Annotated in this window: 24 protein-coding genes; 11 read left to right on the forward strand and 13 right to left on the reverse strand. The window is 69.3% G+C overall.

Features of this window, described 5'->3' with window-relative positions:
• The first annotated feature begins 276 nt into the window (after window positions 1–276).
• The 6 genes from OCT48_RS13545 to OCT48_RS13570 all read left to right on the forward strand — a co-directional run bounded on the left by OCT48_RS13545 (window position 277) and on the right by OCT48_RS13570 (window position 8,430).
• Window positions 277–870: an ANTAR domain-containing response regulator gene (locus tag OCT48_RS13545; RefSeq protein ID WP_263589661.1), complete on the forward strand. Its 594-nt coding sequence runs from the start codon at window positions 277–279 to the stop codon at window positions 868–870.
• On the forward strand, window positions 867–1,916 hold the full coding sequence (locus OCT48_RS13550) for a CmpA/NrtA family ABC transporter substrate-binding protein (protein WP_263589662.1): 1,050 nt from the start codon (window positions 867–869) through the stop codon (window positions 1,914–1,916). Before OCT48_RS13545 ends, OCT48_RS13550 begins: the two co-directional genes overlap by 4 nt.
• A gap of 240 nt (window positions 1,917–2,156) precedes the next feature.
• Complete coding sequence (locus OCT48_RS13555) at window positions 2,157–3,473, forward strand: NAD(P)/FAD-dependent oxidoreductase (RefSeq protein WP_263589663.1); 1,317 nt, start codon at window positions 2,157–2,159, stop codon at window positions 3,471–3,473.
• Window positions 3,470–5,986, forward strand: coding sequence for a nitrite reductase large subunit NirB (gene nirB, locus OCT48_RS13560; RefSeq protein WP_263589664.1), 2,517 nt, complete (start codon window positions 3,470–3,472; stop codon window positions 5,984–5,986). The genes OCT48_RS13555 and nirB overlap by 4 nt, the downstream gene beginning before the upstream one ends.
• Window positions 5,987–6,228: 242 nt before the next feature.
• Window positions 6,229–6,603: a nitrite reductase small subunit NirD gene (nirD, locus tag OCT48_RS13565; RefSeq protein WP_263589665.1), complete on the forward strand. Its 375-nt coding sequence runs from the start codon at window positions 6,229–6,231 to the stop codon at window positions 6,601–6,603.
• Window positions 6,604–7,017: 414 nt separating this feature from the next.
• Entirely contained in the window at window positions 7,018–8,430 is a 1,413-nt protein-coding gene (locus OCT48_RS13570; protein WP_263589666.1) for a PhoH family protein, read from the forward strand.
• A 51-nt stretch (window positions 8,431–8,481) separates the two neighbouring features.
• Here OCT48_RS13570 and OCT48_RS13575 read toward each other — a convergent pair whose 3' ends face one another.
• From OCT48_RS13575 to OCT48_RS13615, 9 genes are all read right to left on the reverse strand, one after another.
• The gene (locus OCT48_RS13575) at window positions 8,482–8,700 is read right to left on the reverse strand and encodes a hypothetical protein (protein WP_183383417.1); all 219 of its coding nucleotides are present in this window, start codon (window positions 8,698–8,700) and stop codon (window positions 8,482–8,484) included.
• A gap of 72 nt (window positions 8,701–8,772) precedes the next feature.
• Window positions 8,773–10,086, reverse strand: coding sequence for a diguanylate cyclase (locus OCT48_RS13580; RefSeq protein ID WP_263589667.1), 1,314 nt, complete (start codon window positions 10,084–10,086; stop codon window positions 8,773–8,775).
• Between the two features lie 55 nt (window positions 10,087–10,141).
• Window positions 10,142–10,324 (reverse strand): hypothetical protein, encoded by a 183-nt coding sequence (locus OCT48_RS13585; protein WP_263589668.1) that lies wholly within the window; start codon window positions 10,322–10,324, stop codon window positions 10,142–10,144.
• 45 nt (window positions 10,325–10,369) lie between these two features.
• On the reverse strand, window positions 10,370–11,299 hold the full coding sequence (locus OCT48_RS13590; protein ID WP_263589669.1) for a prenyltransferase: 930 nt from the start codon (window positions 11,297–11,299) through the stop codon (window positions 10,370–10,372).
• Window positions 11,300–11,319: 20 nt separating this feature from the next.
• The gene (locus tag OCT48_RS13595; RefSeq protein WP_263589670.1) at window positions 11,320–11,988 is read right to left on the reverse strand and encodes an alpha/beta hydrolase; all 669 of its coding nucleotides are present in this window, start codon (window positions 11,986–11,988) and stop codon (window positions 11,320–11,322) included.
• Window positions 11,989–12,045: 57 nt separating this feature from the next.
• On the reverse strand, window positions 12,046–13,815 hold the full coding sequence (locus OCT48_RS13600; RefSeq protein ID WP_263589671.1) for an SLC13 family permease: 1,770 nt from the start codon (window positions 13,813–13,815) through the stop codon (window positions 12,046–12,048).
• Between the two features lie 184 nt (window positions 13,816–13,999).
• Entirely contained in the window at window positions 14,000–14,206 is a 207-nt protein-coding gene (locus OCT48_RS13605) for a cold-shock protein (RefSeq protein ID WP_126484220.1), read from the reverse strand.
• A gap of 199 nt (window positions 14,207–14,405) precedes the next feature.
• The gene (locus tag OCT48_RS13610) at window positions 14,406–16,067 is read right to left on the reverse strand and encodes a GMC family oxidoreductase (RefSeq protein ID WP_412031051.1); all 1,662 of its coding nucleotides are present in this window, start codon (window positions 16,065–16,067) and stop codon (window positions 14,406–14,408) included.
• Between the two features lie 135 nt (window positions 16,068–16,202).
• Window positions 16,203–16,802: a CBS domain-containing protein gene (locus OCT48_RS13615; protein ID WP_263589673.1), complete on the reverse strand. Its 600-nt coding sequence runs from the start codon at window positions 16,800–16,802 to the stop codon at window positions 16,203–16,205.
• Between the two features lie 443 nt (window positions 16,803–17,245).
• Here OCT48_RS13615 and mntP point away from each other — a divergent pair, with 443 nt between their 5' ends.
• Window positions 17,246–17,818 (forward strand): manganese efflux pump MntP, encoded by a 573-nt coding sequence (gene mntP, locus OCT48_RS13620; protein ID WP_263589674.1) that lies wholly within the window; start codon window positions 17,246–17,248, stop codon window positions 17,816–17,818.
• Between the two features lie 7 nt (window positions 17,819–17,825).
• On the opposite strand, the gene OCT48_RS13625 is transcribed toward mntP, so the two are convergent.
• The gene (locus OCT48_RS13625) at window positions 17,826–18,752 is read right to left on the reverse strand and encodes a cation diffusion facilitator family transporter (protein WP_263589675.1); all 927 of its coding nucleotides are present in this window, start codon (window positions 18,750–18,752) and stop codon (window positions 17,826–17,828) included.
• Window positions 18,753–18,917: 165 nt separating this feature from the next.
• Here OCT48_RS13625 and OCT48_RS13630 point away from each other — a divergent pair, with 165 nt between their 5' ends.
• The gene (locus tag OCT48_RS13630) at window positions 18,918–19,445 is read left to right on the forward strand and encodes an HPP family protein (protein ID WP_263589676.1); all 528 of its coding nucleotides are present in this window, start codon (window positions 18,918–18,920) and stop codon (window positions 19,443–19,445) included.
• A gap of 123 nt (window positions 19,446–19,568) precedes the next feature.
• On the forward strand, window positions 19,569–21,506 hold the full coding sequence (locus tag OCT48_RS13635; RefSeq protein WP_263589677.1) for an alkaline phosphatase family protein: 1,938 nt from the start codon (window positions 19,569–19,571) through the stop codon (window positions 21,504–21,506).
• A gap of 33 nt (window positions 21,507–21,539) precedes the next feature.
• Here OCT48_RS13635 and OCT48_RS13640 read toward each other — a convergent pair whose 3' ends face one another.
• The 3 genes from OCT48_RS13640 to OCT48_RS13650 form a co-directional block, all read right to left on the reverse strand.
• Window positions 21,540–22,019 (reverse strand): phosphatidylglycerophosphatase A, encoded by a 480-nt coding sequence (locus OCT48_RS13640; protein WP_263589678.1) that lies wholly within the window; start codon window positions 22,017–22,019, stop codon window positions 21,540–21,542.
• A 12-nt stretch (window positions 22,020–22,031) separates the two neighbouring features.
• Window positions 22,032–22,604: an NnrU family protein gene (locus tag OCT48_RS13645; RefSeq protein ID WP_263589679.1), complete on the reverse strand. Its 573-nt coding sequence runs from the start codon at window positions 22,602–22,604 to the stop codon at window positions 22,032–22,034.
• 90 nt (window positions 22,605–22,694) lie between these two features.
• Entirely contained in the window at window positions 22,695–23,135 is a 441-nt protein-coding gene (locus tag OCT48_RS13650) for a YtoQ family protein (RefSeq protein ID WP_263589680.1), read from the reverse strand.
• Between the two features lie 172 nt (window positions 23,136–23,307).
• Here OCT48_RS13650 and OCT48_RS13655 point away from each other — a divergent pair, with 172 nt between their 5' ends.
• Both OCT48_RS13655 and OCT48_RS13660 read left to right on the forward strand, forming a co-directional pair.
• Window positions 23,308–23,898 (forward strand): gamma-glutamylcyclotransferase, encoded by a 591-nt coding sequence (locus tag OCT48_RS13655; protein ID WP_263589681.1) that lies wholly within the window; start codon window positions 23,308–23,310, stop codon window positions 23,896–23,898.
• Window positions 23,899–24,101: 203 nt separating this feature from the next.
• Window positions 24,102–25,841, forward strand: coding sequence for an isocitrate/isopropylmalate family dehydrogenase (locus OCT48_RS13660; protein ID WP_263589682.1), 1,740 nt, complete (start codon window positions 24,102–24,104; stop codon window positions 25,839–25,841).
• The last annotated feature ends 53 nt before the right edge of the window (window positions 25,842–25,894 follow it).

Genomic DNA, 25,894 nt, shown 5'->3' on the forward strand with positions numbered 1-25,894 from the left:
GATGATTGCCCAGTATCAAGCAAGCCGCGTGCCAACAGGCCCCGGACCCGCCGTGGCGGGACCTCCGGGCCGGCGAGGGCCGGGCCTTCGCGCCGCCCTGCACCAGCCGGGGCCGTCGGCGCCCGATTCCGCACCGCTGCGGTGCAACATTCCCCCGGCGATCGATGGCGACGGCGCCAGGACCGGCGCCCGACCCCGAACCTTGCCGGCATCGCGGCATCTGGAATGTATCTTGCATTGCTTCCTGCAAACGACCGATGCAACGAGCCACGCCCTATGCCCCAGCCCCTGAAAATCCTGCTGGTCGATGACGAGATCGTGCGCGCCGCCATGGTCGAGGAGGCCCTCGCCCAGGAGGGCCATAAGGTCGTCTGCCGCCTGCAGAGCCCGGCCAGCCTCAACGAGATGGTCGCGCGTCACGCCCCCGATGTGGTGATCATCGACATGGAGTCCCCCGATCGCGACACCCTCGACAGCATGTCCCTGCTGAATCGCGAGAACCCGCGTCCGGTGGTGTTCTTCGCCGACCAGCACGAGCCCGACACCATGCAGGCCGCCCTGGAGGCCGGTGTCAGCGCCTATGTGGTGGACGGCCTGGTGCCCAGCCGGGTCAAGGCGATCCTCGAGGTCGCCATCGCCCGCTTCGCCTCCTTCCAGTCGATGCGCACCGAACTCGACAAGGCCCGCGGCCAGCTGGCCGACCGCAAGCGCATCGAGCGGGCCAAGGGACTGCTGATGAAGCACCAGGACTGCGACGAGGAACAGGCCTACCGCATGCTGCGCAAACTGGCCATGGACCGCGGCCAGCGCATCGGCGAAGTGGCCGCCAACGTGATCGATATCCTCGAACGACTGGAGAAAGGCCTATGACCGCGAGTCGCACCGCCGGGCTCGAGCGCCTGACGCTGGGCGTCATTCCGCTGCTGGATGCCGCCCTGCCGATCATCGCCCGCGAGGGCGGCTTCTTCGCCGCCGAAGGGCTCGACGTCGCGCTGTCACGCGAGAATGCCTGGTCGACGCTGCGCGACAAGCTCGCCGCCGGCCTGCTGGACGGCGCCCACATGCTGGCCCCGCTGCCCCTGGCCATGAGCCTGGGGATCTCCGGCGCCGCCTGCGAGACCCTGGCCCCGCTGGTGCTGGGACGTAACGGCAACACCCTGGTGCTGTCGCCACGCTGGAGCGAGGGCATGCCCTCGCCGGAGGCCGCCGCCCCGCAGGGTGACGCCCCGGATCCCGCCGTCAGTGCCCGCGACTTCGCCCGGCGCCTGCGCCATCGCGGCGGACCGCCCCCCTGCCTGGCCATGGTCCATCCCTTCTCGTGTCAGCACTACCAGCTGCGCGAATGGCTGGCCCTCGGCGGCATCGACGCCGACCGCGAGGTCAAGCTGGTGGTCCTGCCGCCGCCCCGCATGGCCGAGGCCCTGGAGGAGGGGCGCATCGACGGCTTCTGCGTCGGCGAGCCCTGGGGCAGCCTGGCCCAGCACCGGGGGGGCGGTCGCATCGTCGCCAGCGGCGCCCGGCTCTGGCCGGACCATCCCGAGAAGGTGCTCGGGGTCACCGCGGCCTGGGCCGAGCGCCACCCCGCGACCCTCGCCGCCCTGATCCGGGCCCTCACCGGGGCCGCCGACTGGCTCGGCGCCTCGCCCGAGCATGCCCGCCGGGCACGCGACTGGCTGGCCCTGCCCCCCTACCTGGACCGGGCCGTGAGCCACCTCGAGACGCTGGCACCCGACACGGGCCCGGCACGGCAACGGCTCGGTGGCGACCTGCGCCCCTCCGCCGAGGCCATGGCCCCCATGGCCGGCCACCTCGACCAGGCGCTGCGGGCCCGCGGTGGCCGGCTGGACCCCGCCCGGCTGTCGGCCTGTTACAGCCCCGTGCATTTCGATGCCGCCACGCACCAGGAGCGTGCATGAGGCCCGTTCGGACGGCGGCGGGATACCCGCCGCCGTCCGCTACGACATATCTAATCCTTGATTTCATTGAGACAAATTACAGATTGGCCCGATAATTGAAAGGCCGTAAGTAACCGGAGCGGGCTCAGGCCTCTCCCTTGCGGTCAACGGCGATCGCCCACCGAATACCAGACGAAGACGTCTCAGCGCCCCCGCTGCCAGGGGGGCCGAGGCGTCTTTCGCGTTTCAGGAGGTTTCGACATGTGCCCCGATGCCCTTCCCGGGTCCGTCCCGCCACAACGTCCCATCGAGCACCTGGTGATCGTCGGCAACGGCATGGCCACCCAGCGCCTGGTCGAGACGCTCGTGCGCCAGGCCGCGGCGCCGCGCCGTATCACCGTGATCGGCGAGGAACGCTGCCCGGCCTACAACCGCATCCTGCTCTCGCCCTGGCTGGCCGGCGACATGACCCATGACGACCTGCGCCTGCCCGAGATCGCCGGCCGGGCCGGCATCGCCCTGAGCACGCGGCTCGGCGAGCGGGTGACCCGGATCGACCGGGCCCGGCGCCGGGTGGTGACCGAGCGCGGCGAGGCCATCGCCTATGACCGGCTGGTCCTGGCCACGGGCTCGCGTACCGCCCTGCCGCCGGTGCCGGGCATCGAGCTGGCCGGCGTCAGCGGCTTCCGGGATCTGGGCGACGCCGAGGCCCTCGCCGCCGCGGCCGAGCGCGGCGGCCGCGGCCTGGTGGTCGGCGGCGGCCTGCTGGGCCTGGAGGCCGCCGAGGGCCTGCGCCAGCGCGGCATGCAGGCCCGCGTGCTCCAGCGCAGCGAGCGCCTGATGAACCGCCAGCTCGATGCCACCGCCGCGACGCTGCTGCGACGCGAGCTGGAGGGCCGCGGGCTGGAGATCGCCACCGGCGTCGAACTGGCCGCCCTGGAGGACGACGGCCACGGCCATGTCGCCGCCGCACGCCTGGCCTCGGGGAAGCGACTGCCCGCCGACCGCGTGGTCATCGCCGCCGGCATCACGCCCAACGCCGAGCTCGGCCGGGAGGCCGGCCTGGCCTGCGACCGCGCCATCCGGGTCGATGCCTGGCTGACCACCTCCGACCCGGCCATCCATGCCCTCGGCGAGTGTTGCCAGTTCGGGACCCGCACCTTCGGGCTGGTGGAGCCGATCTGGCAGCAGGTCGAGGTGCTGGCCCGTCACCTGGCCGGGGAAGCGACGGCGGGCTTCGCCGACGCCCCGACGGCCACCAAGCTCAAGGTCGGCGGCGTATCCCTGTATGCCTTCGGCCCCACCGAGGCCGCGCCGGGCCAGGAGGCCCTGACCTATCACGACCCGCAGCAGGGCGAATACCGCCGCCTGCTGCTGCGCGACGGCCGCCTGGAGGGCGCCGTGCTCTATGGCGACACCGCCATGGGGCCCTGGCTCTTCACCCAGGCCCGGGCCGGCACCCGGCTGGACGCCGCCCGCCAGGCCCTGGCCCTCGGCCAGGCCGATGTCGAGGCCCTGCTCGCCGAGCACGAGACCACTCTCCGAGACACCGATAGCCCCGAGAAGGAGGCCGCATGAACACGCCCCATTCCGAGAAACACCACCTGATCATCATCGGTAACGGCATGGTCGGCCACCATCTGGTCGAGCAGCTCATCGAGCGGGGTGCCACCGATCGGTACCGCATCACGGTCTTCGGCGAGGAGCGTTACCGTGCCTACGATCGCGTCCACCTGTCCGAGTACTTCCGTGGTCGGGACGCCCAGTCCCTGGCCATGTGCGACGCCGACTTCTATGCCGAACACGGCATCGAGCTGCGCCTGAACGAGGCGGTGACCGCCCTCGACCGCGATGCCGGCGAGGTGGTCACCGAGGCCGGCCGCTACGCCTACGACCGGGTCGTGCTGGCCACCGGCTCCTACCCCTTCGTGCCGCCGATCCCCGGCAACGACCGCGACAATTGCCTGGTCTACCGCACCCTGGACGACCTGGATGCCATCCGCGCCGCGGCCGAGACGGCCACCACCGGCGTGGTGGTCGGCGGCGGCCTGCTGGGCCTGGAGGCCGCCAACGCCCTGCGTGGCCTCGATCTCGACACCGCCGTGGTCGAGTTCGCCCCACGGCTGATGCCGATGCAGGTCGACACCGAGGGCGGCGAGCTGCTGCGCGAGAAGATCGAGGCGCTGGGCGTCCAGGTGCTGACCGGCCGCGCCACCCAGCATATCGAGGACGGCGAGGCCAGCTTCCACCGCATGGTCTTCCAGGACGACAAGGTGCTGGAGACCGACCTGATCGTGTTCTCCGCCGGTATCCGGCCCCGCGACGAACTGGCCCGGGACGCCGCCCTGGAGATGGGCGAGCGCGGCGGCGTGGTGATCGATGACCGCTGCCTGACCAGCGACCCGGCGATCCTGGCCATCGGCGAGGTGGCGCTGTGGAACAACAGCATCTTCGGCCTGGTGGCCCCCGGCTACCAGATGGCCAAGGCCGCCGCCGATACCCTGCTGGGGGGCGAGCTGACCTTCGCGGGCGCCGACATGAGCACCAAGCTCAAGCTGCTCGGCGTCGACGTGGGCGCCATCGGCGACGCCCACGGCAACCAGACCCCCGGCGCGCGGATGTTCCGCTACCTGGACGAGATCAGGCAGGAATACCGCAAGCTGGTGGTCTCCAGCGACGGCAGGAAGCTGCTCGGCGCCATGCTGGTGGGCGACAACGCCTACTACGACACCCTGATGCAGTACTACAGCAACGGCCTGGAGTTGCCCGAGGACCCGGCCGCGCTGATCCTGCCCTCCACCGAGGGCGCGCCGACCCTGGGCGCCGACGCCCTGCCCGAGGGCGCGACCATCTGCTCGTGCCACAACGTCACCAAGGGGTCGATCTGCGCGACCCTCGACGCCGGTGCCACCGACCTGGGCGCCGTCAAGGCCGAGACCAAGGCCAGCACCGGCTGCGGCGGCTGCGCGGCCCTGCTCAAGAGCGTGGTCGACCACGAGCTGGAAGCCCGCGGCGTGGAGGTCGACCAGTCGATCTGCGAGCACTTCGCCCACACCCGCCAGGAGCTTTATGACATCGTCCGCGTCGAGGGCATCAAGACCTTCGGCGAGTTGATCGAGAAGCACGGCTCTTCACACACCCAGGGCCTGGGGTGCGACATCTGCAAGCCGGCGGCGGCCTCGATCCTGGCCTCGTGCTTCAACGAGCCGATCACCGACGCCGCGCATATCCCGCTGCAGGACACCAACGACACTTTCATGGCCAACATGCAGAAGAACGGCACCTACTCGGTGGTGCCGCGTGTCGCCGGCGGCGAGATCACCCCGGACAAGCTGGTGGTGCTCGGCCAGGTCGCCCAGAAGCATGGCCTCTACACCAAGATCACCGGTGGCCAGCGCATCGACCTGTTCGGCGCCCGCCTCGAGGACCTGCCGGACATCTGGGGCGAGCTGATCGAGGCCGGCTTCGAGACCGGCCACGCCTACGGCAAGTCGGTGCGCACCGTGAAGTCCTGTGTGGGCAGCACCTGGTGCCGCTACGGCGTGCAGGACAGCGTGGGCATGGCGATCCGGCTCGAGCACCGCTACAAGGGCCTGCGCTCGCCGCACAAGCTCAAGTTCGCGGTCTCCGGCTGCACCCGCGAGTGCGCCGAGGCCCAGAGCAAGGACGTCGGGGTGATCGCCACCGAGCACGGCTGGAACCTCTACGTCTGCGGCAACGGCGGCATGCGCCCGCGCCATGCCGAGCTCTTCGCCACCGACATGGACGACGAGCAGCTGATCAGGATCATCGATCGCTTCCTGATGTTCTACGTGCGCACCGCCGATCGCCTGCAGCGGACCTCGGTATGGCGCGAGAACCTCGAGGGCGGCCTGGACTACCTCAAGGCGGTGGTGCTCGAGGACAGCCTGGGGATCAACGAGGAGCTCGAGGCGCAGATGCAGACCGTCATCGACAACTACGAGTGCGAGTGGGCCGGCGCCCTCCAGGACCCGGAGAAGCTCAAGCGCTTCCGCAGCTTCGTCAACGACGCGCGCCCCGACCCGGACATCATCGTGACCGAGGAGCGCGGCCAGCTCAGACCCGCCTGACCGGCCGTTTCGCTGCCATTGGCGACCCTGTGGCTATCGTGCCGACGAGGGGCGCCGGGGACAGGTCGAAGAGGAGGTCCTACGCCATGGATGGCGTCGGTAGCGCCCAGGGATGGGTTCACAGCGCCTCCTCGAAGACTTGTCGACGGATCAGCCCCGAGTGACCAGGCCGGCGTCTATCGCTCTGCCAAAGACGACTTGGCCTCCTATCACGCTCCCCCGAACGAACAAGGAACTCTCCCATGACTAGCGCAACCGCAGAAGCCTCGACCATGACCCAGACCTGGCGACCCCTGTGCACCAAGGCCGACCTGGTCGCCTTCTCCGGCGTCGCCGCCTGGATCGAGACGTCCGAGGGGCCGGCCCAGGTGGCCCTGTTCTACCTGCCCGGCCATGCCACCGAGCTCTACGCCGTGGACCATCACGACCCCTTCTCCGACGCCAACGTCATCGCCCGCGGCATCGTCGGCGACCTCTCGGGGACGCCGGTGGTGGCCTCACCGATCTACAAGCAGCACTTCCGCCTCGACGACGGCCAGTGCCTGGAAGACGACTCGGTGCGGCTGCGCTGCTGGACGGTCTGCTTCCAGGACGACCGGGTGATGATCCAGGCGTGACCCCGCTCCTGGCGGTCGCCCGCCCTCGCGCCAGCCGGCGACACGCTGCCGAGGCCTGTCCAGGGCGTAGCGGGTGGCCAGTATCAACGTCCACCCGCCGTACTCGGGAGGACGGCTCTCTCCTCCCGCAACAGGCGGGCGATCGCGACCTGGGCTGGCCACGCCTGCGCCCGGTCGGCGGCAAGCGAAGCGGCACAGCGTTGAGGCCGGCAATTGTGCAGAGCGGCAAAGATGGGCCATGCTGGGAGCCAATTGGCAAGTATTGCGGTCGTATGACAACAGGAGGTGCTCACCACAAACCGTGAGACCGGCACATCGCGCCTTGTCACGGAACTGACATCCGGCGCTGACAGTGTCGACATCGAGGCGTCATCCTTGACGTCGATCCGGTGACAATGCAGGAGAGCTGCGCCGATGGTACGCATCGACAAGAAGGCCACCCGGCTTTACGTGCTGGACACCAACGTCCTGATCCATGATCCCGCCGCCCTCTATCAGTTCGATGAGCACGAAGTGGTCATTCCCATGACCGTGCTCGAGGAGCTCGACAAGCACAAGAACGGCATCCGCGAAATCGCCCGCACCGCCCGGCAGGTCAGCCGGACCCTCTCTGACCTCACCGCCAACGTCGACATCGACCAGATCCGCGACGGCATTCCCATCACCCGGCTCACCGGCCCCGAGGGCCGACTACGCCTGCTGTGCTACGACAACCTCTCGATCCCCGACAACCTGGAGGACACCCCCGACAACCGCCTGCTCGCCGAGACCTGTCTGCTGCGCGACGAGCGCCCCGACGCCTCGGTGATCCTGGTCACCAAGGACATCAACCTGAGGGTCAAGGCCGCGGCGCTGGGCGTGCCGGTGGAGGACTACCTCACCGATCGCGCCTACGACGACAGCGATGCCATGATCGGCGGCGCCCGGGTCTACCCCGAGGCGGGCCAGGATGGCAGCGGCCTGTGGGAGACCCTCAAGACCGAGGTCAAGGTGGAGCGCGAGGATGGCCGCGTGATCTACCGTCTGGCCGGCGAGATCCCCACGGACTGGCACCTCGGCATGCTGGTCTCGGACAGCGATGACGGGGCGAGCTTCGAGGCGGTGGTCCGCGACCTGGGCCCGCGCCATGCCCATCTGGAGCTGCTGACCAACTACCGGCATGGCGCCAGCGTGTGGGGCGTGCATGCCCATGACAGCCGCCAGAACTTCACCCTCAACCTGCTGATGGACGAAAGCGTCGACCTGGTGACCATCGCCGGCAGTGCGGGCACCGGCAAGACCTTCATGACCCTGGCCGCGGCCTTCCAGCAGACGCTGGACGGCAAGCGCTTCGAGCGCGTGGTGTTCACCCGGGCCCCGATCTCCATGAGCGAGGACATCGGCTACCTGCCCGGTACCGAGGAGGAGAAGATGTCACCCTGGATGGGTGCCTTCCATGACAACATGGACAACCTGCTGCGCGACGAGCATGACGGCAGCTCCACCTGGAATCAGGAAGCGACGCGCCAGTTGCTCGGCTCGAGGGTGCAGATCCGCGCCCCCGGCTTCATGCGCGGCCGGACCCTGAACGACACCTTCCTGATCATCGACGAGGCCCAGAACTTCACGCCCAAGCAGCTCAAGTCCCTGATCACCCGGGCCGGACGCAACACCAAGATCGTCTGCCTGGGCAACGTGGGCCAGATCGACACGCCCTATCTCACCGCCAACACCTGCGGCATGGCGGCGGTGGTGCAACGCTTCCGCGACTGGCCCCATGCCGGCCATGTCACCCTCCAGAGCGTGGAACGTTCGCGCCTGGCGCTGGCCGGCGAGGAACTGCTCTGAAACGCGGCGGGCCGACGTCCCGGCGCCGGCCCGCCCGCCTCCTGCGCCCGCTCAGGAACCGCGATTCACGGCCTTCTCGATCAAGGCCTCGCTCTGGCTGCCGGGCCCGTGGCGGAGCACCGTCTGGGCCTCGTGATAGAGGCAGACGAAGCGCTGGCAGGAGGCACAGTGCACCTGGTCGTCGGGATTCTTGACACTGGAGACTCGCATCAGGTGACTGCCGCAGTTGGGGCACGCCACCGGTAGACGGAAATCCTCGGAGAGTGACATCGGCTGCTCCTCTTGCACGGTGGTGATGACGGTATATTGGATCATGAGACAACGGACTGGCCAGTCAGTGCCTCAGGCCACCGTCTCGGGACCGACGATGCGGTTGCGCCCCGCCCGCTTGGCCCGGTAGAGCGCGTGATCGGCCCGGCCCAGCGCCTCGCCGAGATTCCCCCCGGGGTCGAGGAAGGCCATTCCCATGCTGACCGTGAAATGCAGCGTTTCACCGCCCAGCATCAGCTCGCTGTCCGCCACGGCCTGCCGCAGGCGCTCCAGCACGCTCCAGGCCTCCTCCGGCTCGCTATCCACCAGCATGACCGCGAACTCCTCCCCGCCGAGACGACCGATCAGGTCGTAGGGACGCAGGCTGTCTCGGCAGGTCGTGGCGAAGCGCTGCAGGGCGATATCGCCGGCCGCATGGCCATGGGTGTCATTGAGCGCCTTGAAGTGGTCGAGGTCGATCATCGCCACCGGCACCCGGCGACGATTGCGAGCGGCATGGGCCAGCACCGCCTCGCCATTGGCGAGGAAGGCCCGCCGGTTGAGCAGGCCGGTCAGCATGTCGGTACTGATCAGGTGCTGGGTGCGCCGTTCCGCCTCCTTGCGCAGAGTGACGTCCTGCAGCCAGCCGTCCCAGAGCGTGCCCCCACCGGACTCGCGCCGCACGCCCGCCGTGGCCTCCAGCCAGCGCATGCCCTCGGGGGTCTCGATGCGAAAGGCCAGCTGCCATGGCTCGAGACTCACCGACGACTGGGCCAGCGCGTTGGTCAGGGCCTGGCGATCTTCGCCGACCAGCCGATCGAGCAGCCGAGCGGGGTCCGCCATCACGGCGTCGGGGGACAGCCCGCACAGCGCAGTCAGCCCCTCGCTCAGGTAGCCGAAGGACAGTGCCCCCCGCGGTGCCTGGTGCAGCTGGAAGACCACGCCCGGCAAGCCGGTCACGACCGTCTCCAGCCGGCCCAGCCGCGCCCGGTCGGCGATGGCGGGCTCGAGCAGGGTACCGACATCGTGCTGGATGCACAGCAACCGCAGGGGAGCGTGGGGCTCCTCGACCAGGGGCTGGATGAAGGTATCCAGGTAGAGCCGTCGACCGTCGGCATGGCGGCAATGCAGCAGTCCATGCCAGGACTGGCGCTGCTGGACGCAATGATCCAGCGCCCGGGACAGCGGACCGCGCAGCGGCTGCTCGTCCAGGCCGGTGACGCGACGCCCCACCAACGACTCGGCGGCATGCCCCGTGACGCGTGCCATCGACGGGTTGACCTCGAGGATCACCCCATGGGCATCCAGCAGCATCACCGCGCCCGGGAAATGCGCGTAGAGCCGCTCGGGCAGGCTGGTGGCCGGCGAGGATCGTCGCCGGCGCCACTTGTCCAGAATCCGTGACATGCCCCGCATCCTTGGGGTCTCCATCGACAGGGAAGCGTGCCGCTATCGCCCTACCCTAGCGCAGTTGCACGCGGGGCACACGCATTACCGCCGGCCAGGGCCTACAGGCCCAGTCGCGCGGCCACGTCGTCGTCGAACAGGTCGGCGAGCTCGTGGCGTCGATCTCGTCCATCACCCGCTTGAGTTCGACGGGAATGCGCTGGTCGCCGAAGTAACCGGTGGTGTGTCGAGCCCTCATGATGCCCCGTGGCCGGGCCGGCGTCGAGCCGCCAAGGGGCCGGGCTCAGCCGGCCAGCCAGAGCCCCAGGTTGAGCAGCGCCAGGGTGCCGAGCTGGAGGGCCACGTTAACCCCCAGCCAGGGCACGAGCGCCGCCGCGTCGGCCGCGTTCAGCCGCCACAGGCCGCGCACCAGCCAGGCGACCGCCGGGGCCAGCAGCCAGGTCAGCCAGGTAGCGGCCGGCAGGAGGCCGACCGCGACCCCGGCCGGCACCACCAGGAAGGCCGCCAGCACCAGCATGCCCGCCAGCCGCACGGCCCGACGTCGCCCCAGCAGGATCGCCAGGTGACGCCGGCCGACCCGACGGTCGGCATCGATATCCGGCACCTGATTGAGCAGCAGCAAGGCGCTGACCAGCAGGGTCGGCACCAGGGAGACGGTCATTGCCTGGGACGAGGGATGGCCGGTCAGGGCCTGGTGCGCGCCCACCACCATCAGGGCGCCGAAGCCCAGGCCCGGGGCCAGCAGGCACAGCAGTGGGCGATGCGTCAGCACCCCGGTATAGGCCACCACCAACCCCAGGCCCAGCAGGCCATAGGGCAGCAGCCACGGCCCCGAGCGCCACAGGAACCAGCTGCCGATGACCACCACCCCGGCCAGGCAGGCGACGGCGGCACGCCACACCAGCGGGGCCGCCCCCGGCCGGCCCGGCAGGGCACCACTGCCCCCGGAGAAGGGCGTGCGCCGGGTGGTGGCATCCAGGCCGCTGGCGAAGTCATGGTGCTCGTTGAGGAGGTTCACCGCGGCATGGGCCAGCAGCGCGGCCAGCAACACCAGCAGGGTGTCCACCCTGGCCAGCGGCGCGCCCTCGAGGCGGGCCGTGAGCACCGCCAGGCCGGCACACAGCGGCGCCAGCACCAGGAAGTTGGGGCGAGCGCTGCGCAGGCAGGCCCGCCAGTCCTCCCGACGGGCGGTGCCATCCCGCGATGCGTCCATGCCGTGTCCCTCCCTCGGTATCAGCGGGCCAGCCGCTCGGACAGCCAGTGGCCGATGTCGGCGACCTGCTGGGGACAGACCGCATGGGCCATGGGGTATTGGCGATAGTGGACCGGGTAGCCCATGGCCGAGAGCCGGTCGTGGGCGGCCCGGCCCAGGGCCTCGGGCACCACCGGGTCGAGGTGACCGTGATGGATCTCGATGGGCAGCTCGCGGTTGGCCGGGGCCGGCTCGAGGCTCTCGGCGGTGCCGAGGTAGGTGGACATGGCCAGCAGGCCGCCGAGACGCTCGGGAAAGGTCAGGGCCGCCTCGTAGGCCACCGCCCCGCCCTGGGAGAAGCCGGCCAGGATGATGCGCTCGGCGGGGATGCCATGCTGGATCTGCTCGTGGACCAGCGCCTGGATGCGCGCCGCGGAGGCCTTGAGCTGGGCCTCGTCCACCCGGCGCTCGAGGCTCATCTCCTTGATGTCGTACCAGGCCGGCATCACCATGCCGCCGTTGATGGTCACCGCCAGGCGCGGGGCATGGGGCAGGATGAAGCGCACGCTCGCCCCCTCGGGCAGCGACAGCGCCGGCACCAGGGGCTCGAAGTCATGGCCATCGGCACCGAGGCCGTGGAGGATGAAGACGCAGGCATCGGCGGGCTTGCCGCCGCGGGGCTCGATGATCAACTCGTCGGGTTCGCTCATGGATTGGTCTCCCGGGGCAAAAGCGCCACCCTAGCGCAAAGCGCCGGCCACGGCGACCTAGAAGGGCCACACGATGGGGATCAGGACCATCGCCACCACCGCGCTCAGCAGGTTGAGCGGTGCCCCGACCCGCAGGTAGTCGCTGACCCGGTAGCCGCCGGGCCCGTAGACCATCAGGTTGGTCTGGTAGCCGATCGGCGTCAGGAAACTCGCCGAGGCGGCGAACATCACCGCCACCACGAAGGGCATGGGACTGACGCCGAGGCTCTCGGCCGCGGCCATCACCACCGGGAAGGTGATCACCGCGGCGGCGTTGTTGGTGACCAGTTCGGTGAGCAGGGCCACCACCAGATAGCTGCCGATCAGCAGCCACCAGGGGTTGCCGTCGACCAGGCCCATCGCCGCCCCGGCCAGTGTGGCGGCCGCCCCCGAGCCTTCCAGGGCCGCCCCCAGGCCGAAGGAGGCGGCGATGGTCAGCAGCACCTGGGTGTCCAGGCCACGCTTGGCGGCGCTGATCGAGCAGCAACCGGCGAGCACCGAGGCGGCGGCGCCGAGCATGGCGGCATTCATCATGCTCATCATCCCGGTGGTGGCGAGCAGGACCACCCCCGCCAGGATGCTCCAGGCCAGCCAGGCGCGCTCGTGGGCGGGGCGCGCCGCGCCGTTGACCTGGCTGATCAGCAGGAAGTCCCGGGACTGTCGGTGGCGCTCGATGAACGGCGGGCGGGCCTCGAGCAGCAGCACGTCGGCGGGCTGCAGGCGTATCTGGCCGAGGTTGCCGGCCACCCGCTCGCCGCCGCGGCACACCGCCAGCACCGCTGCGCCATACAGGGTGCGAAAGTGGCCGTCACGGATGCGCCGGCCGATGAACTGGCACTGGTCGGAGACCACCGCCTCGACCAGGCGGCGCTCCTTGAAGTCCTTCTGCAGGCTGGACTCGCCGTGATGCGAGGGGATCAGGCCACGGATCTGCTGCAGCTCCACCGCCCCGGCGGAGGTGCCGGCAAACACCAGGCGGTCGCGTCCCTTGAGGCGCTCCCCCGGGCCGACCACGCTGACCACGTTGCCGTCGCGCTCGATCTCCACCAGGAACAGCTCCTCCAGGTGGCGCAGCCCGGCCTCCTCCACGCTCCTGTCGACCAGGGGCCCGGTCGGGTCGACCTCCATCTCGATGGTGAACTCCCGGGGGTTCTCGAAGACCTCGGCGGCCCCCTGGCGAGGCGGGAGCAGGCGCTGGCCGACCAGCAGCAGGTAGGCCAGCCCCACCACGGCCACCGGCACGCCCACCCAGGCGATGTCGAAGAGCCCCATGGCGAACTCGGGGTAACGGTCGATCAGCAGGCCATGGACCACCAGGTTGGTGCTGGTGCCCAGCAGGGTGATGGTGCCGCCGAGGATGGAGGCGAAGCTCAGCGGCATCAGCAGTCGATGGGCCGGCAGTCGCAGCCGCCGACTCCAGCTGAGCACGGCCGGGATGAAGGCGGCCACCACCGGCGTGTTGTTGAGGAAGCCGCTCAGGGGCGCCACCGGCAGGATGAGGCGAGCCAGGGCGCGGCGCTCGCCGCGGGGCCGCCCCAGCACGTAGCGGATGATCAGGTCGATGCCGCCGGTCTCGCGGATGCTGGCCACCAGCACGTACATGAAGGCCACGGTGAACAGGCCGCTGCTGGAGAACCCGCCCAGGGCCTGCTGGGGGTCGACGACACCCAGGCTGACCAGCAGGATCAGGGCTCCCATCAGCACCATGTCGGGGCCGACACGCGTCAGGGCCATCAGCGGAAAGACGGCGGCGACGACAATGAGTGAGATCCAGGCGTCCGGGGACATGGGCAATCCAGCAGGGGGTCGAAACCGACCCATTGTGACGGCCTGGGCATATTCTAAAAAGTTATTTTTAGAAATTCACTTATACGAAAAATGCATTTACAAACCGCGCCCACAACGCAACGGGGCCCGCTTTCGCGGGCCCCGTCCTGCCGCCCGGAGGCGGCACATCAATGGCGATCGAGGATTAGTCGATGACCTTGATGTTGGAAGCCTGGAGGCCTTTCTTGCCCTGGGTGACGTCGAAGGAAACCTTCTGACCGTCCTGCAGGGACTTGAAGCCCTCGGCTTGGATCTCGGAGAAGTGAGCGAACAGGTCGTCACCGTTGTCGTCCGGAGAGATGAAGCCGAAGCCTTTGGTGTCGTTGAACCACTTGACGGTACCGGTAGCCATTATCGAATTCCTCGAATAGCGTGATGTGTAGCCGGGGAGATACCCGAGTTGCAGTGGGTAAAACAAGAAACTTTCACCGGGCGACCGACGCTATTGAGCTTTCGATGACCACTTGCGATTTGCGACTTGCTAACCAACTGCGAGCAGGATGCGCCCTTGAGGGGCACAGGTCAAACACTATTTTCGACAGATGACAGCCTCATGACGCTCGGCCGAGGATCCACCCCGCGGCCTTCTCGGCGATCATCAGGGTCGGCGCGTTGGTGTTGCCGCTGGTGATGGTGGGCATGATGCTGGCATCGACGACTCTCAGCCCCTGCACGCCCCGCACGCGAAGGTGCGAGTCCACCACCGCCATGGGGTCATCGTCACGCCCCATCTTCGCGGTGCCCACCGGGTGGAAGATGGTGGTGCCGATATCGCCGGCGAGTCGCGCGAGGTCGTCGTCGCTCTGGTACTCCACCCCCGGCTTGACCTCCTCGGGCGCGTACCTGGCGAAGGCCGGCTGGCCGGCGATGCGACGGGTGACCCGCAGCGACTCCGCGGCGACCCGACGATCCTCCGGCGTGCTCAGGTAGTGGGGAGCGATGGCCGGCGCCTGTCGCGGATCACGACTCTTGATGCGCACCGTGCCGCGGCTGGTGGGGTTGAGGTTGCACACGCTCGCGGTGATCGCCGGGAAGTCGTGCAGCGGCTGGCCGAAGGCCTCCAGGCTCAGCGGCTGGACGTGGTACTCGAGGTTGGGATGCACGTAGGCCTCGGAACTGCGCGTGAAGGCGCACAACTGGGAGGGCGCCATGCTCATGGGCCCGGAGCGCCTGAGCAGATACTCGAGGCCGATGCCGGCCTTGCCGACCCATGAGTGGACCATGGTATTCAAGGTCTTGGCCCCCGTCACCTTGTACACCGAGCGGATCTGCAGGTGATCCTGCAGGTTCTCGCCCACGCCGGGCAGAGCGGCCACCACGGGAATGTCATGTTCGGCCAGCAAGTCCGCCGGGCCAATGCCCGAGAGCTGCAGCAGCTGGGGGGAGCCGATCGCGCCCGCGGAGAGGATCACCTCACGAACCGCCCGGGCCACGACCTCCTCGCCGGCCCGCCGGGCCGTCACGCCGCTACAGCGCGGCTCCCCGCCCTCGCCCGGGTCGCCTTTTCGTTCCAGTATGAGGCCCAGCACCTGGGTGGAATGCCAGAGGGTCAGGTTGGGCCGTTTCTCGGCCCCGCGCAGGAACGCCTTGGCGGTGCTCCAGCGCCACCCCGAGCGTTGGTTGACCTCGAAGTAGTCGACCCCCTCGTTGTCGCCGCGGTTGAAATCCCGGGTCCGCGGGATGCCGGCTTCCACGGCGGCGGTGGCGAAGTCATCGAGCACCTGCCACTTGAGGCGCTGCTTCTCGACGCGCCATTCGCCGCCGTGGCCGTGGTAGTCGCGGTGGGCGGCGTCGGCATCGCCCCCCTCGTCGAGACGGTAGTGATCCTCGTGACGCATGAAGTCGGGCAGGCAGTTGTCCCAGCGCCAGGCGTCGTCACCGGTCAGCTCGGCCCAGCCGTCGTAGTCGCGGGCCTGGCCGCGCAGGTAGAGCATGCCGTTGATGCTCGAGCAGCCCCCGAGCGTCTTGCCACGCGGATAGATCAGCGAGCGGCCGTTCAGCCCGGGATCGGGCTCGGTGCGGAACCGCCAGTCGGTGCGCGGGTTGTCGATGCAGTACAGGTAGCCCACCGGGATATGGATCCAGTGATAGGTGTCGCGCCCCCCTGCCTCGATCAGCAGCACCCGATTGGCCGGGTCGGCGCTCAAGCGATTGGCGAGCAGGCAGCCGGCGGTGCCGGCGCCCACGATGATGTGATCGAAAGTCGCGACGATGCTCACGGGGACAGCCTCCTTGTCGACGCCGGCATCCAGCGTCGCGCGCACTCGGCGGGCTGTCACTGCTGCCTTGGTCGAGGCCGACCGCAGGCCATGGCCAAGCGCAGGCACCTCTCGGCCATGGTAGGGATCTCACAGCTCGTGGCCCAGCACCACGCGGCAGATATCGGCGAAGCTTCTCGCCTCGGGGACGGTCGACATGTCGGTCCCCAGTGCCCGGCCGATGTCGGCGGCCGAGATCACGCCGCGGATCCGCAGTCCCTGGCGACGATCCCGCTCGGTGACCAGCAGGTGCTGATCGCCGAAGGCAGAGAGGTCATGTACCAGCTCACCGATCGTCAGGTTGGCCAGCTGCTCCAGCGGCATCGACTTCAGCTCCTGACAGGGAGTCTGCACCATGGCAACGGTCACCTCGTCACGGGGGATGTTGCGATTCTGCATGGCCAGGGTGGTACGCCGTCCGCCGATCGCCTCTCGGGCGGTGAGCACCCCCAGACAGCGCTTCAGGTCGTCGACGACCAGCAACAGGCGCACGCCGCCGTACTGCATCCCCTTGCGGGCGTCGGCCATGAGGGTATCCGCCGGGATGGTCAGCGGCGGCGTTCGGGTGAAGTCGGTCAGCACTGTCATGGCAGGGTTGTCGGGAGACAGGCCCGTTCGCGCCGGCGAGACGATGAACGGCTGGCCGCCGAGGGTCTCCAGCTGGTCGGGGGAGGACATCAGGGTTGTCATCTTCACTACTCCTTCAGGGTGACGGGCCGGACGTTCGTGGCTGCGTCCGTGACCCGATTCCCACCCTAAACCCCGTAACCTTAAGGGAGCCTTAATGCCGAACCGCGATCCTCGACGGGCCCGGCCACCCCCTGTGGGGCGCTCGTAGATGAGAAGCATTCTGTCCAGGCGATAGCCCTGGCTGGAGATGCGCGGCCCGCACCAAGGTGATAGGATTTGCCGATCGTTGGCATGGCCCCGGGCTATCAGTCCCGCACCATGCCCACCCTACCCTCGTTGGGGAGTAGCCGGCTCGCACCGCGCGTGCGAGAGCGCCTGTCAACATAGTCGGCCAGATGCCGTGGCAGGTGCACCCTCGGGTTGGCGAGACCATCGACGGTACGACGCCCGTGGCCGGGCGCGTCGTGCCGTCGTGGTGAATCGCCCGGCCTGGAATCGGACCGATGACCCTGCTTTCCACGACCCTGCTGGCCTTCTCCATGTCCACCGATGCCTTCGCCGCTGCCGTCGGCAAGGGCGCGGTGATCGACCATCCCCGCTTTCGCGAGGCCCTGCGCACCGGCCTGATCTTCGGCGTGGTCGAAGGCCTGACGCCGCTGCTCGGCTGGGCCATCGGCCTCGGGGCCTCCCACTATATCCAGGCCTGGGACCACTGGGTGGTGTTCATCCTGCTGCTCGCCCTGGGCATCCGCATGATCCGGGGAGGGCTGTCGACGCCCGAGCCGGACGAGGCCGCTGCCGCGCCGCGTGGGCATGCCTGGTGGCTGGTGGCCGCCACCGCGGTGATCACCAGCATCGACGCCCTGACCGTGGGCATCGGACTGGCCTTCATGGAGACGAACATCTTCCTCACCGCCCTGGCGATCGGCCTGGCGACCACCCTGATGGCGACCCTCGGGGTGATGCTCGGCCGCCGCCTCGGCGTGCTGATCGGCCAGCGGGTGGAAGTGCTGGGCGGGGTGATCCTGATCGGCATCGGCACCACCATCCTCACCGAGCACCTCGGGCTCTGGTAGCCCCGGCTCAGTCGTGGGCGTGGGGCGACTCGCCGTGCTCGCAGGCCCCGCGGTCGGCACAGCGGTCGCCGGACTCGAGCTGGATGGTGGCATGCTCGATGTCGAAGCGCTCGAGCAGCACCGCCTTGATCGCCACCAGGGTCTGCTCCCGGTCGGCATCCTCCTCGATGGCGGCGTGCAGCGACAGCAGGTGACGCCCCGGGGTCAGCGACCAGGCATGCACGTGATGCACGTCGCGCACCGCCGCCAGGCGCTCGGGGATCTCCTGCGCGATGCGGCCCACGTCCACCTCGGCCGGCGTGCCCTCCAGCAGGATATGTCCCGACTCCCGGGTCAGCCGCCAGGCGCTGCGCAGGATCAGCGCCGCCACCAGCAGCGAGAGCAGCGGGTCGATGGGCACCCAGCCGGTGGCCAGGATCACCAGGGCGGCGACGATGGCCGCCACCGAGCCCAGCAGGTCGCCGAGCACGTGCAGCGCGGCGCCTCGCATATTGAGGTTGTCGCGGTCGCCCAGGTGGAGGATCAGGAACACCACCAGGTTGATCACCAGCCCCAGGCCGGCGATCACCAGCATGGTGCCCCCCGCCACCTCCAGCGGCGAGAGCAGTCGGCGGATGGCCTCGACGGTGATCCAGACGACGATGGCGATCAGGGTCAGGCCATTGACGAAGGCGGCCAGGATCTGCACCCGGTGGTAGCCGAAGGTGCGCCGGGCATCGGCGGGACGCCGGCTGATGCGCGCGGCGAACCAGGCCAGTGCCAGGGCCGCGGTATCGGTGAGCATATGCCCGGCGTCGGCGAGCAGGGCCAGGGAGCCGGAGAGGATCCCCCCCACCACCTCGGCCACCATGAAGCCGCCGGTGAGCAGGATGGCCCAGGCCAGGCGCCGCTGGCTGTCTCCCGGATGATGGTGATGGCCATGATCGTGTCCCACTGGACTCGCTCCCGCTGCCTGCCCGGGAGTCAGGCTACCACGGCGTCGGGTACTCCGTGCCAGCCCCGGTGGCGAGGCAGGAAGCGCCGGCCAGCCGTTGCACCGGCCCGCCGACCTTGTCAGAATCCTTATTCCCCTGAAGATGTACAAAAGATATTTTTTATAATGAAAACGTATTTCGGCAAGATGCGCGGCACCCGGGCCCGGCGGGGCGCCGTGGACTGGCGCGATGCCAGCTGGTCGTGGCTGGGCGCCTTCACCGGCATGAGCGCGGTGACCTTCCTCGGTGACCACTGGCTCTCCCAGCAGCTGCTGATCGTCGGCTCCTTCGGCGCCACCTCGGTGCTGATCTACGCCGCCCCGGAGAGCCCCTTCGCGCAGCCCCGCAACGTCCTGGTCGGCAGCCTGCTCTCGGCCCTGCTGGGCGTGGCCTGCTTCCAACTGCTGGGATCAACGCCCCTGGCCGTCGCCCTGGCGGTGTCCCTGGCGGTGCTGGCGATGCAGCTGACCCACACGGTGCATCCTCCCGGGGCCGCCGCCGCCCTGGTCGCGGTGATCGGCGGCCCCGACATCCATGCCCTCGGCTGGTGGTTCCCGCTGATGCCGGTGGGCCTGGGCTGCGCGGTGATGGTGCTGGTGGCCATCCTGGTCAACAACCTGGCCCGCCACCGCCGCTACCCCCACCACTGGTAGGCACTCCCGACTCGCGTCGCCGGACGGCGACTCACGTCGCAGGCGGATTGTCGGCTACCATGGCGCCAGGCGGGGCACGCCGGCCCCGCCCTCCACGTCGCCCGACCAGGAAACGCCCCGACAATGACGTCTCCCGACACCGCCAATGAGTCGCTGCCCGATGTGCTGGCCGGCCCCCTGCTGCGTCGGCTGGCCCCGGACCGCCTGCTGATCTGGTTGGTGGCCTCCCGGCCGCTGACCCTCAAGCTGCTCCTGCACCCCGAGGGCCATGGGCCGCGGCGGTTGACCCTCAACGACGCTCGCGTGCGGCGCCTGCCGCTCGGCCGGCATGCCCACCTGCACCTGATCGACCTGGCCCTGGAGACCCCCCTGCCCCAGGGGGTACGCATCGGCTATGACCTGCGCATCGTCGGCGAGCGGGGCGACGCCGGCATCGCCGACTGGGCGCCGCACCTGCTGCGCGAAGGCGCCCGGCGACCGGCCTTCGTTCTTCATGAGGGGCATCACCGGCTGCTGCACGGCTCCTGCCGGCGCCCCCACCATGACGGCCCGGACGGCCTGGTGCGCGCCGACGCCTGGCTCGCCGAGCGCCATGACATGCCCGAGGAATGGCCGTCCTGGCTGCTGATGACCGGCGACCAGATCTACGCCGACGACGTCGCCGGCCCCATGCTGGTGGCGATCCATGCGCTGATCCGGCGACTGGGACTGTTCGACGAGTCCCTGGAGGGGGCCACCGTGGCCGACAGCCAGGCGCTCTACGCGGCCGAGTCGACCTACTACCAACGCGAGGCGCTGCTGCCCGACATGACCAGCAGCGCCGACCTGCGGGAGCGCTTCTTCGGCGGGGTCAAGAAGCCGGTCTTCACCTCGGCCAACGCCCACAACCACCTGATGACCTTCGGCGAGATCATCGCCATGTACCTGCTGGTATGGTCGCCCACGCCCTGGCGCCTGGTGGAGGTGACGGCGCCGTCCCTGGACGCCGAGAAAGCCGAGACCTTCGCCACGGAGCAGGCGGTCATCGAACGCTTCGTCGAGGGCCTGCCCGCCGCCGCCCGGCTGCTCGCCCACCTGCCGTCGCTGATGATCTTCGACGACCACGACATCACCGACGACTGGAACCTCACCTCGGCCTGGGAACAGACCGCCTACGAGCACCCCTTCTCGCGGCGCATCATCGGCAACGCCCTGCTGGGTTACCTGGTCTGCCAGGGCTGGGGCAACGACCCCGACCGGCTGGCCGGGCCGCTGGACGAGCTGACCGCGCTGCTGGAGAGCGCCGCGCCGCAGGGCTGGCTGCCCGCCGAGACACAGGACGCCTGTATCCGGCACCTGCTGCGCTTCGAGGGCTGGGAGTTCCAGGTACCGGGCCCGCCCAAGCTGGTGGTGCTGGACACCCGCACCCGACGCTGGCGCAGCGAGCGCAATCCCCGCCGCCCCTCCGGGTTGATGGACTGGGAGGCACTCTCGGAATTCCAGCAGGAGCTGCTGGACGCGCCCTCGGTGATCATCGTCTCGCCGGCGCCGATGTTCGGCGTCAAGCTGATCGAGGCCATCCAGAAACTCTTCACCCTGGCCGGCAAGCCGCTGCTGGTGGATGCCGAGAACTGGATGGCCCACCGCGGGGCGGCCGGCGTGATGCTCAACATCTTCCGCCACTCGCGCACGCCGGGTCACTACGTGATTCTCTCCGGCGACGTGCACTATTCCTTCGGCTACGACATCCACATCCGCCAGCGACGCCGGGGCCCGCAGCTCTGGCAGATCACCTCCAGCGGTATCAAGAACGCCTTTCCCGACACCTTGCTGGACTGGTTCGACCGGGCCAACCGCTGGCTCTATGCGCCGCGCTCGCCGCTCAACTGGTTCACCCAGCGGCGCCGCATGCGCATCCGCCCCCGCGACCCGGACCGGGCCCGGGCCGGCGAGCGGCTGTGGAACGGGGCCGGCATCGGCCTGGTGGAGCTGGACGACCAGGGCCGCCCCAGCCGGATCGCCCAGCTCGACGCCCGCGGCTTCGACGTGGTGTTTCCGCCGCCCCCAACGGACAAGGCCTGAACGGGGGCGTCGCGGCCCGGGCCGCGACGCCCGTTATCGGCACCCGTCGGCGCGGCGACGACGCCCCAGGGCCAGGCCTCCGGCCACCACCAGCCAGGTCATGGCGGCGGCCACGCTGTCGTCGAGCACGATGCCGATCCCGCCGGGGATCGCCTCGGCCTGGGCCACCGGCAACGGCTTGGCGATATCGAAGCCCCGGTAGACGACGAAGGCGCCCGCCATGGCCAGCGGCTGCCGGGCCGCCGCCTGACCGATCACCGCCACCGGGAAGGCGACGATCTCGTCGAGCACGATGCGTCCATCGTCCTTGATGCCCAGCAGGCTCGCGGCCTGGTGACAGAGCGGCATCGCCGCCACCAGCAGCGCCGCCGCCACGGCCAGCTGCACGCGCCGGGCACGGCCCAGCAGCCACCAGGCCAGTGGCAGGCCCAGCAGCGAGCCGAGGGTACCGGCGGCCAGGGGCGCCAGGCCCAGGCCGAGACCGGTGGCGAGCCACATCAACACCGTTTCCATGGTCAGGGGTCCTCAGGCCGGCATCACCGGCACGCCGATCAGCCACGCATGCAGCCAGAAGGCGAAGACGGCGTAGGCCACCACGCCGATCACCAGGCTGGTAACGGTGGCCGTCATCACCGGCCTGACGGGGGCCGGCATCGGACGACGACGGGCGGCGCGGAAGTCGAGCACCGCCCACAACAGGAAGGCGCCGAAGAAGACGATATCCCCCAGGCCGCCGTTGGCCAGCAGGTGGGCCAGCGCCCACACCTTCACGCCGAGGATCATCGGATGCCCGAGCTTCGCCTTGAGGTGGTTGCGCGGCACATAGGCCGCCACCAGCAGGAGGAACGCGGGGATCATCAGCAGCGCCACCAGGTGGCGCATGGCCGGCGGCGGCGTCCACACGACCAGCGGGTCCAGGCGCATCTGGCCGAAGCCCCAGATCGCCAGCGCCAGGCCGATCAGCGAGACCAGGCTGTAGAGCGCCTTCCAGCGCCCTTCCCCCCACTGGGCGAGGCGCTCACGCCGCCAATCGTCGGCGACGATACGCACGGAGTGCACACCCAGGAAGATCACGAGGCCGAGGATCATCACGGTCATGGCGAGGAAGCTCCTTGAATCAGGGGGTTGTCGGATCCAAGGCAGCGTAGCCCCCGGGGCGGGTCGACACCAGCCCCGGGGCGGGAAGAATCAGCCGCGGGTGACGTACTTGAGGATCTCCACCACCTGGGCCGGGGTGGTCGCCCAGGCCATGGCCGCGGCATCGACTTCCTTGAGGGGGTGCACGATCTGCTCGCCGTGCAGGGTCACGTAGGGCTTGCCCAGGGCGGCGCAGTAGCCGGCATCGAAGGCCGCGTTCCACTGCTTGTACTGGTCGCCGAAGCGCACCACCACCAGGTCGCTCTGCTCGATCAGGGTCTTGGTGCGGATGGCATTGACCTTGGACGACTTGTGGTCGCGCCAGAAGCCCTCGCTCGCCGGCCCCAGGGGGTCGCCGGCCGCATCGCTGGCCTCGTGGTCGGTGACCGGCGCGGTGAAGACGATGTCCAGGCCGGCGGCCTCGGCACCGCGCTGGATCTCCTCGCGCCAGTCGGTGTGGATCTCGCCGGACAGGTAGACTCGAAAGCTCATGGGGCACTCCTCGATAACGGGATGGGCAAACGTGGAAATCCATCTTACGCCATCCGCCTTTGTATACAAGAGCCGACTCCCGCCCCGGGCCCGGCGGCCTTCGACAAGCCCGGCCGGACATCGCATCATGGATGTTTTCCTGCCCCCTCACGCAGCCACATGGGCACGACGCATGGTCCACGACACCACCCTACTCAACCGACGCATGACCCACTTCGACGATCACGAGGCGATCTGGCTGTTCGGCTACGGCTCGCTGATCTGGAAGGCCGGCTTTCCCTACCTGGAGTGCCGTCCGGCCCATATCCACGGCTGGGTACGCCGCTTCTGGCAGGGCTCCCACGACCACCGCGGCACCCCGGAGGCCCCGGGGCGGGTCGCCACCCTGCTGCCGCGCCCCGGCGCCGTCTGCCACGGCATGGCCTATCGCATCACCCCCGCGACCCTGCGCCCGCTGGACGTGCGCGAGAAGAACGGCTACCTGCGCGAGATCACCACCCTGCACTTCGCCGACGGTGACACCGCCCAGGGCCTGACCTACATCGCCACCGAGGACAACGCCGCCTTCCTGGGCGAGGCCGAGCCGGCGGCCATGGCCCGCCAGATCGCCGAGGCCCATGGCCCCAGTGGCCCCAACAGCGACTACCTGCTCAACCTCGCCGACGCCCTCGCCGCCCTCGGCGTGGAGGATCCCCATGTCGCCGACCTGGCCCGGCGCGTGCGCGCGCACGCCTCGTCCGGCGCCGAGCCACGCCCCCGTTGACGGCCGCCCGGCCGAGGCGAGCGTTCACCGCGGGTTCCGGACCCGGCGCGGCTCCCGGCCCGCCTTCCCGGCAGAGCGTGTACAATGACAGGTTACTCATATGAAGCCCGACGCTGCGCCGGCGGTGTCGACAGGGCCGAGGTCCGGGCCTCATGCGGATGGTGAGGCAGGCTGATTCCACTAGCGCAACATGGGAAGCAATGATGAGCGACAAGATCAAGGTGGCAGCCCCCCTGGTCATCCTGCATGGCGACGAGATGGCCCAGGTGGCCTTCGAAAGGATCCTCGAGACCTTCGTGACCTCCCGGCTGGACATCGACCTGGTCGAGATCGACCTGACCGCGGAGAACCGGCTGATCACCAACGGCCAGGCGGTGATCGACGCCATCGAGGCCCTCAACCGCCATGGCGTGGGCGTGAAGAATGCCGGCATGACGGTCAACCGCGAGCAGCGCGACGCCCTGCTCGCCGTGCACCCCGAGCTGGAAGCCGGCAGCCTGCATCCGCTGGCCACCAAGTCGCCCAACGGCGCGATCCGCAAGGGCATCGGCGGCAACATCACCCGCGAGGACATCGAGTTCCGCAACCTCAAGGTCGACACGCCGCAGTGGATCGGCCGCGACATCGAGGTCGAGACCATGGACACCGGCGGCACCAAGGACAGCTACAACGCCCTGTCCTCGGCCACCGGCATCGTCAAGCTGCTGTTCGTCGGCGCCAGCGGCGACCCGGTGGAGCTGCATCGCCGCGAGGTGAACAAGGGCGACCCCTGGCTGCTGGCCACCAACGACATCGACACCGTCCGGGCCTGGGCGCACCGCTTCTTTCAGCGTGCCATCGACGAGAAGCGCGACATCTACCTGGGCCTCAAGGACACCGTGATCGCCGGCTACGACGGCGTGATGCGCGCCGCCATCGAGGACATCTACCGGGCCCACTACCAGCAACAGGCCGAGTCACTCGGGCTCGCCTACCACTACGAGCTGATCGATGCCCAGGCCGCGCGCCTCGTCGCCAACCCGCCCGAGCGGGCCCTGTGGGGCGTGCCGGACAACAACACCGGCCGCAAGCTCTACAAGCTGGTGCAGCAGCTCAAGCGCTACGGCATTCCCGAGCGCAAGGCCCAGGTGTCGATCTCGCGGATGAGCGCCGGGGGCGGCGACCAGTACGGCAGCTACAACATGCCCGCCACCGAGGACGGCATCCTCAAGGTGGTGGTCGACGGCGACGAGAAACACGCCCGGCACGTCAAGCAGGGCGATCCCATCCTGCTGATGTCCAACGACCGGGCGGCGATCAAGGACTGGGTGCTGCAGGTGTTCCGCGACGCCTCGCGCAAGGACAAGGAGGTCTACTTCGGCCTCAAGCGCGAGTACATGGACTACGACGAGGTGTTCAGCGACGTCATCACCGAGGCGCGCCGCGAGCTGGCCAAGGCCGACACCCCGCCGCCCTCCTTCATGATCATGCGACCCTCCAGCCAGCTGATCAAGATGATCACCGACCCGCCCCGCAACGCCCTCTACCCGGCGCAGAACCTGGACGGCGACATCTTCTCGGATATCTCCGCGGCCCTCGGCGGCAGCCTGGCCACCGCCAGCTCGATCATCGAGAGCAAGAACGGCACCATGCTGTTCGAGGCGCCCCACGGTACCGCCCACGATCTCTACCTCAAGTACCTGGAGAGCGACGGCAAGGAGGCGCACTTCAACTCCTCGGCGCTGATCTATGCCGTGGCCAATGCCCTGGAGACCCTGGCGGAGCGCGAGGCCAACGCGGCGCTGGCCGACTACGCCGGCCGTCTCAAGGAGGCACTGATCGGCACCGTCGGCGACGGCATCGTCACCGGCGACCTCAAGGGCAAGACCACCGACCCGGCGACGGAGACGGTGGTGGACATGCACGGCTTCCTCGACGCCGTGGCGGCGCGCCTCTCGGCGTGATCGACCGCCGCGGCCTACGGCGGCATCTATATCGCCACGACACGGCTGTGGCC

It is taken from the genome of Halomonas sp. M4R1S46 (assembly GCF_025725685.1).
Classification (GTDB): Bacteria; Pseudomonadota; Gammaproteobacteria; order Pseudomonadales; family Halomonadaceae; genus Halomonas.

Bases quoted from the DNA above. Each gene is read 5' to 3' on its own strand.
- OCT48_RS13630 (WP_263589676.1), top strand. From the start codon at position 18,918: ATGAAAACGTATTTCGGCAAGATGCGCGGCACCCGGGCCCGGCGGGGC.
- OCT48_RS13650 (WP_263589680.1), bottom strand. From the start codon at position 23,135: ATGAGCTTTCGAGTCTACCTGTCCGGCGAGATCCACACCGACTGGCGC.
- nirD (WP_263589665.1), top strand. From the start codon at position 6,229: ATGACTAGCGCAACCGCAGAAGCCTCGACCATGACCCAGACCTGGCGA.
- OCT48_RS13585 (WP_263589668.1), bottom strand. From the start codon at position 10,324: ATGAGGGCTCGACACACCACCGGTTACTTCGGCGACCAGCGCATTCCC.
- OCT48_RS13550 (WP_263589662.1), top strand. From the start codon at position 867: ATGACCGCGAGTCGCACCGCCGGGCTCGAGCGCCTGACGCTGGGCGTC.
- OCT48_RS13555 (WP_263589663.1), top strand. From the start codon at position 2,157: ATGTGCCCCGATGCCCTTCCCGGGTCCGTCCCGCCACAACGTCCCATC.
- OCT48_RS13645 (WP_263589679.1), bottom strand. From the start codon at position 22,604: ATGACCGTGATGATCCTCGGCCTCGTGATCTTCCTGGGTGTGCACTCC.
- OCT48_RS13600 (WP_263589671.1), bottom strand. From the start codon at position 13,815: ATGTCCCCGGACGCCTGGATCTCACTCATTGTCGTCGCCGCCGTCTTT.
- OCT48_RS13635 (WP_263589677.1), top strand. From the start codon at position 19,569: ATGACGTCTCCCGACACCGCCAATGAGTCGCTGCCCGATGTGCTGGCC.
- mntP (WP_263589674.1), top strand. From the start codon at position 17,246: ATGACCCTGCTTTCCACGACCCTGCTGGCCTTCTCCATGTCCACCGAT.
- OCT48_RS13655 (WP_263589681.1), top strand. From the start codon at position 23,308: ATGGTCCACGACACCACCCTACTCAACCGACGCATGACCCACTTCGAC.
- OCT48_RS13580 (WP_263589667.1), bottom strand. From the start codon at position 10,086: ATGTCACGGATTCTGGACAAGTGGCGCCGGCGACGATCCTCGCCGGCC.
- OCT48_RS13575 (WP_183383417.1), bottom strand. From the start codon at position 8,700: ATGTCACTCTCCGAGGATTTCCGTCTACCGGTGGCGTGCCCCAACTGC.
- OCT48_RS13605 (WP_126484220.1), bottom strand. From the start codon at position 14,206: ATGGCTACCGGTACCGTCAAGTGGTTCAACGACACCAAAGGCTTCGGC.
- OCT48_RS13660 (WP_263589682.1), top strand. From the start codon at position 24,102: ATGAGCGACAAGATCAAGGTGGCAGCCCCCCTGGTCATCCTGCATGGC.
- OCT48_RS13545 (WP_263589661.1), top strand. From the start codon at position 277: ATGCCCCAGCCCCTGAAAATCCTGCTGGTCGATGACGAGATCGTGCGC.
- OCT48_RS13640 (WP_263589678.1), bottom strand. From the start codon at position 22,019: ATGGAAACGGTGTTGATGTGGCTCGCCACCGGTCTCGGCCTGGGCCTG.
- OCT48_RS13590 (WP_263589669.1), bottom strand. From the start codon at position 11,299: ATGGACGCATCGCGGGATGGCACCGCCCGTCGGGAGGACTGGCGGGCC.
- nirB (WP_263589664.1), top strand. From the start codon at position 3,470: ATGAACACGCCCCATTCCGAGAAACACCACCTGATCATCATCGGTAAC.
- OCT48_RS13570 (WP_263589666.1), top strand. From the start codon at position 7,018: ATGGTACGCATCGACAAGAAGGCCACCCGGCTTTACGTGCTGGACACC.
- OCT48_RS13595 (WP_263589670.1), bottom strand. From the start codon at position 11,988: ATGAGCGAACCCGACGAGTTGATCATCGAGCCCCGCGGCGGCAAGCCC.
- OCT48_RS13615 (WP_263589673.1), bottom strand. From the start codon at position 16,802: ATGACAACCCTGATGTCCTCCCCCGACCAGCTGGAGACCCTCGGCGGC.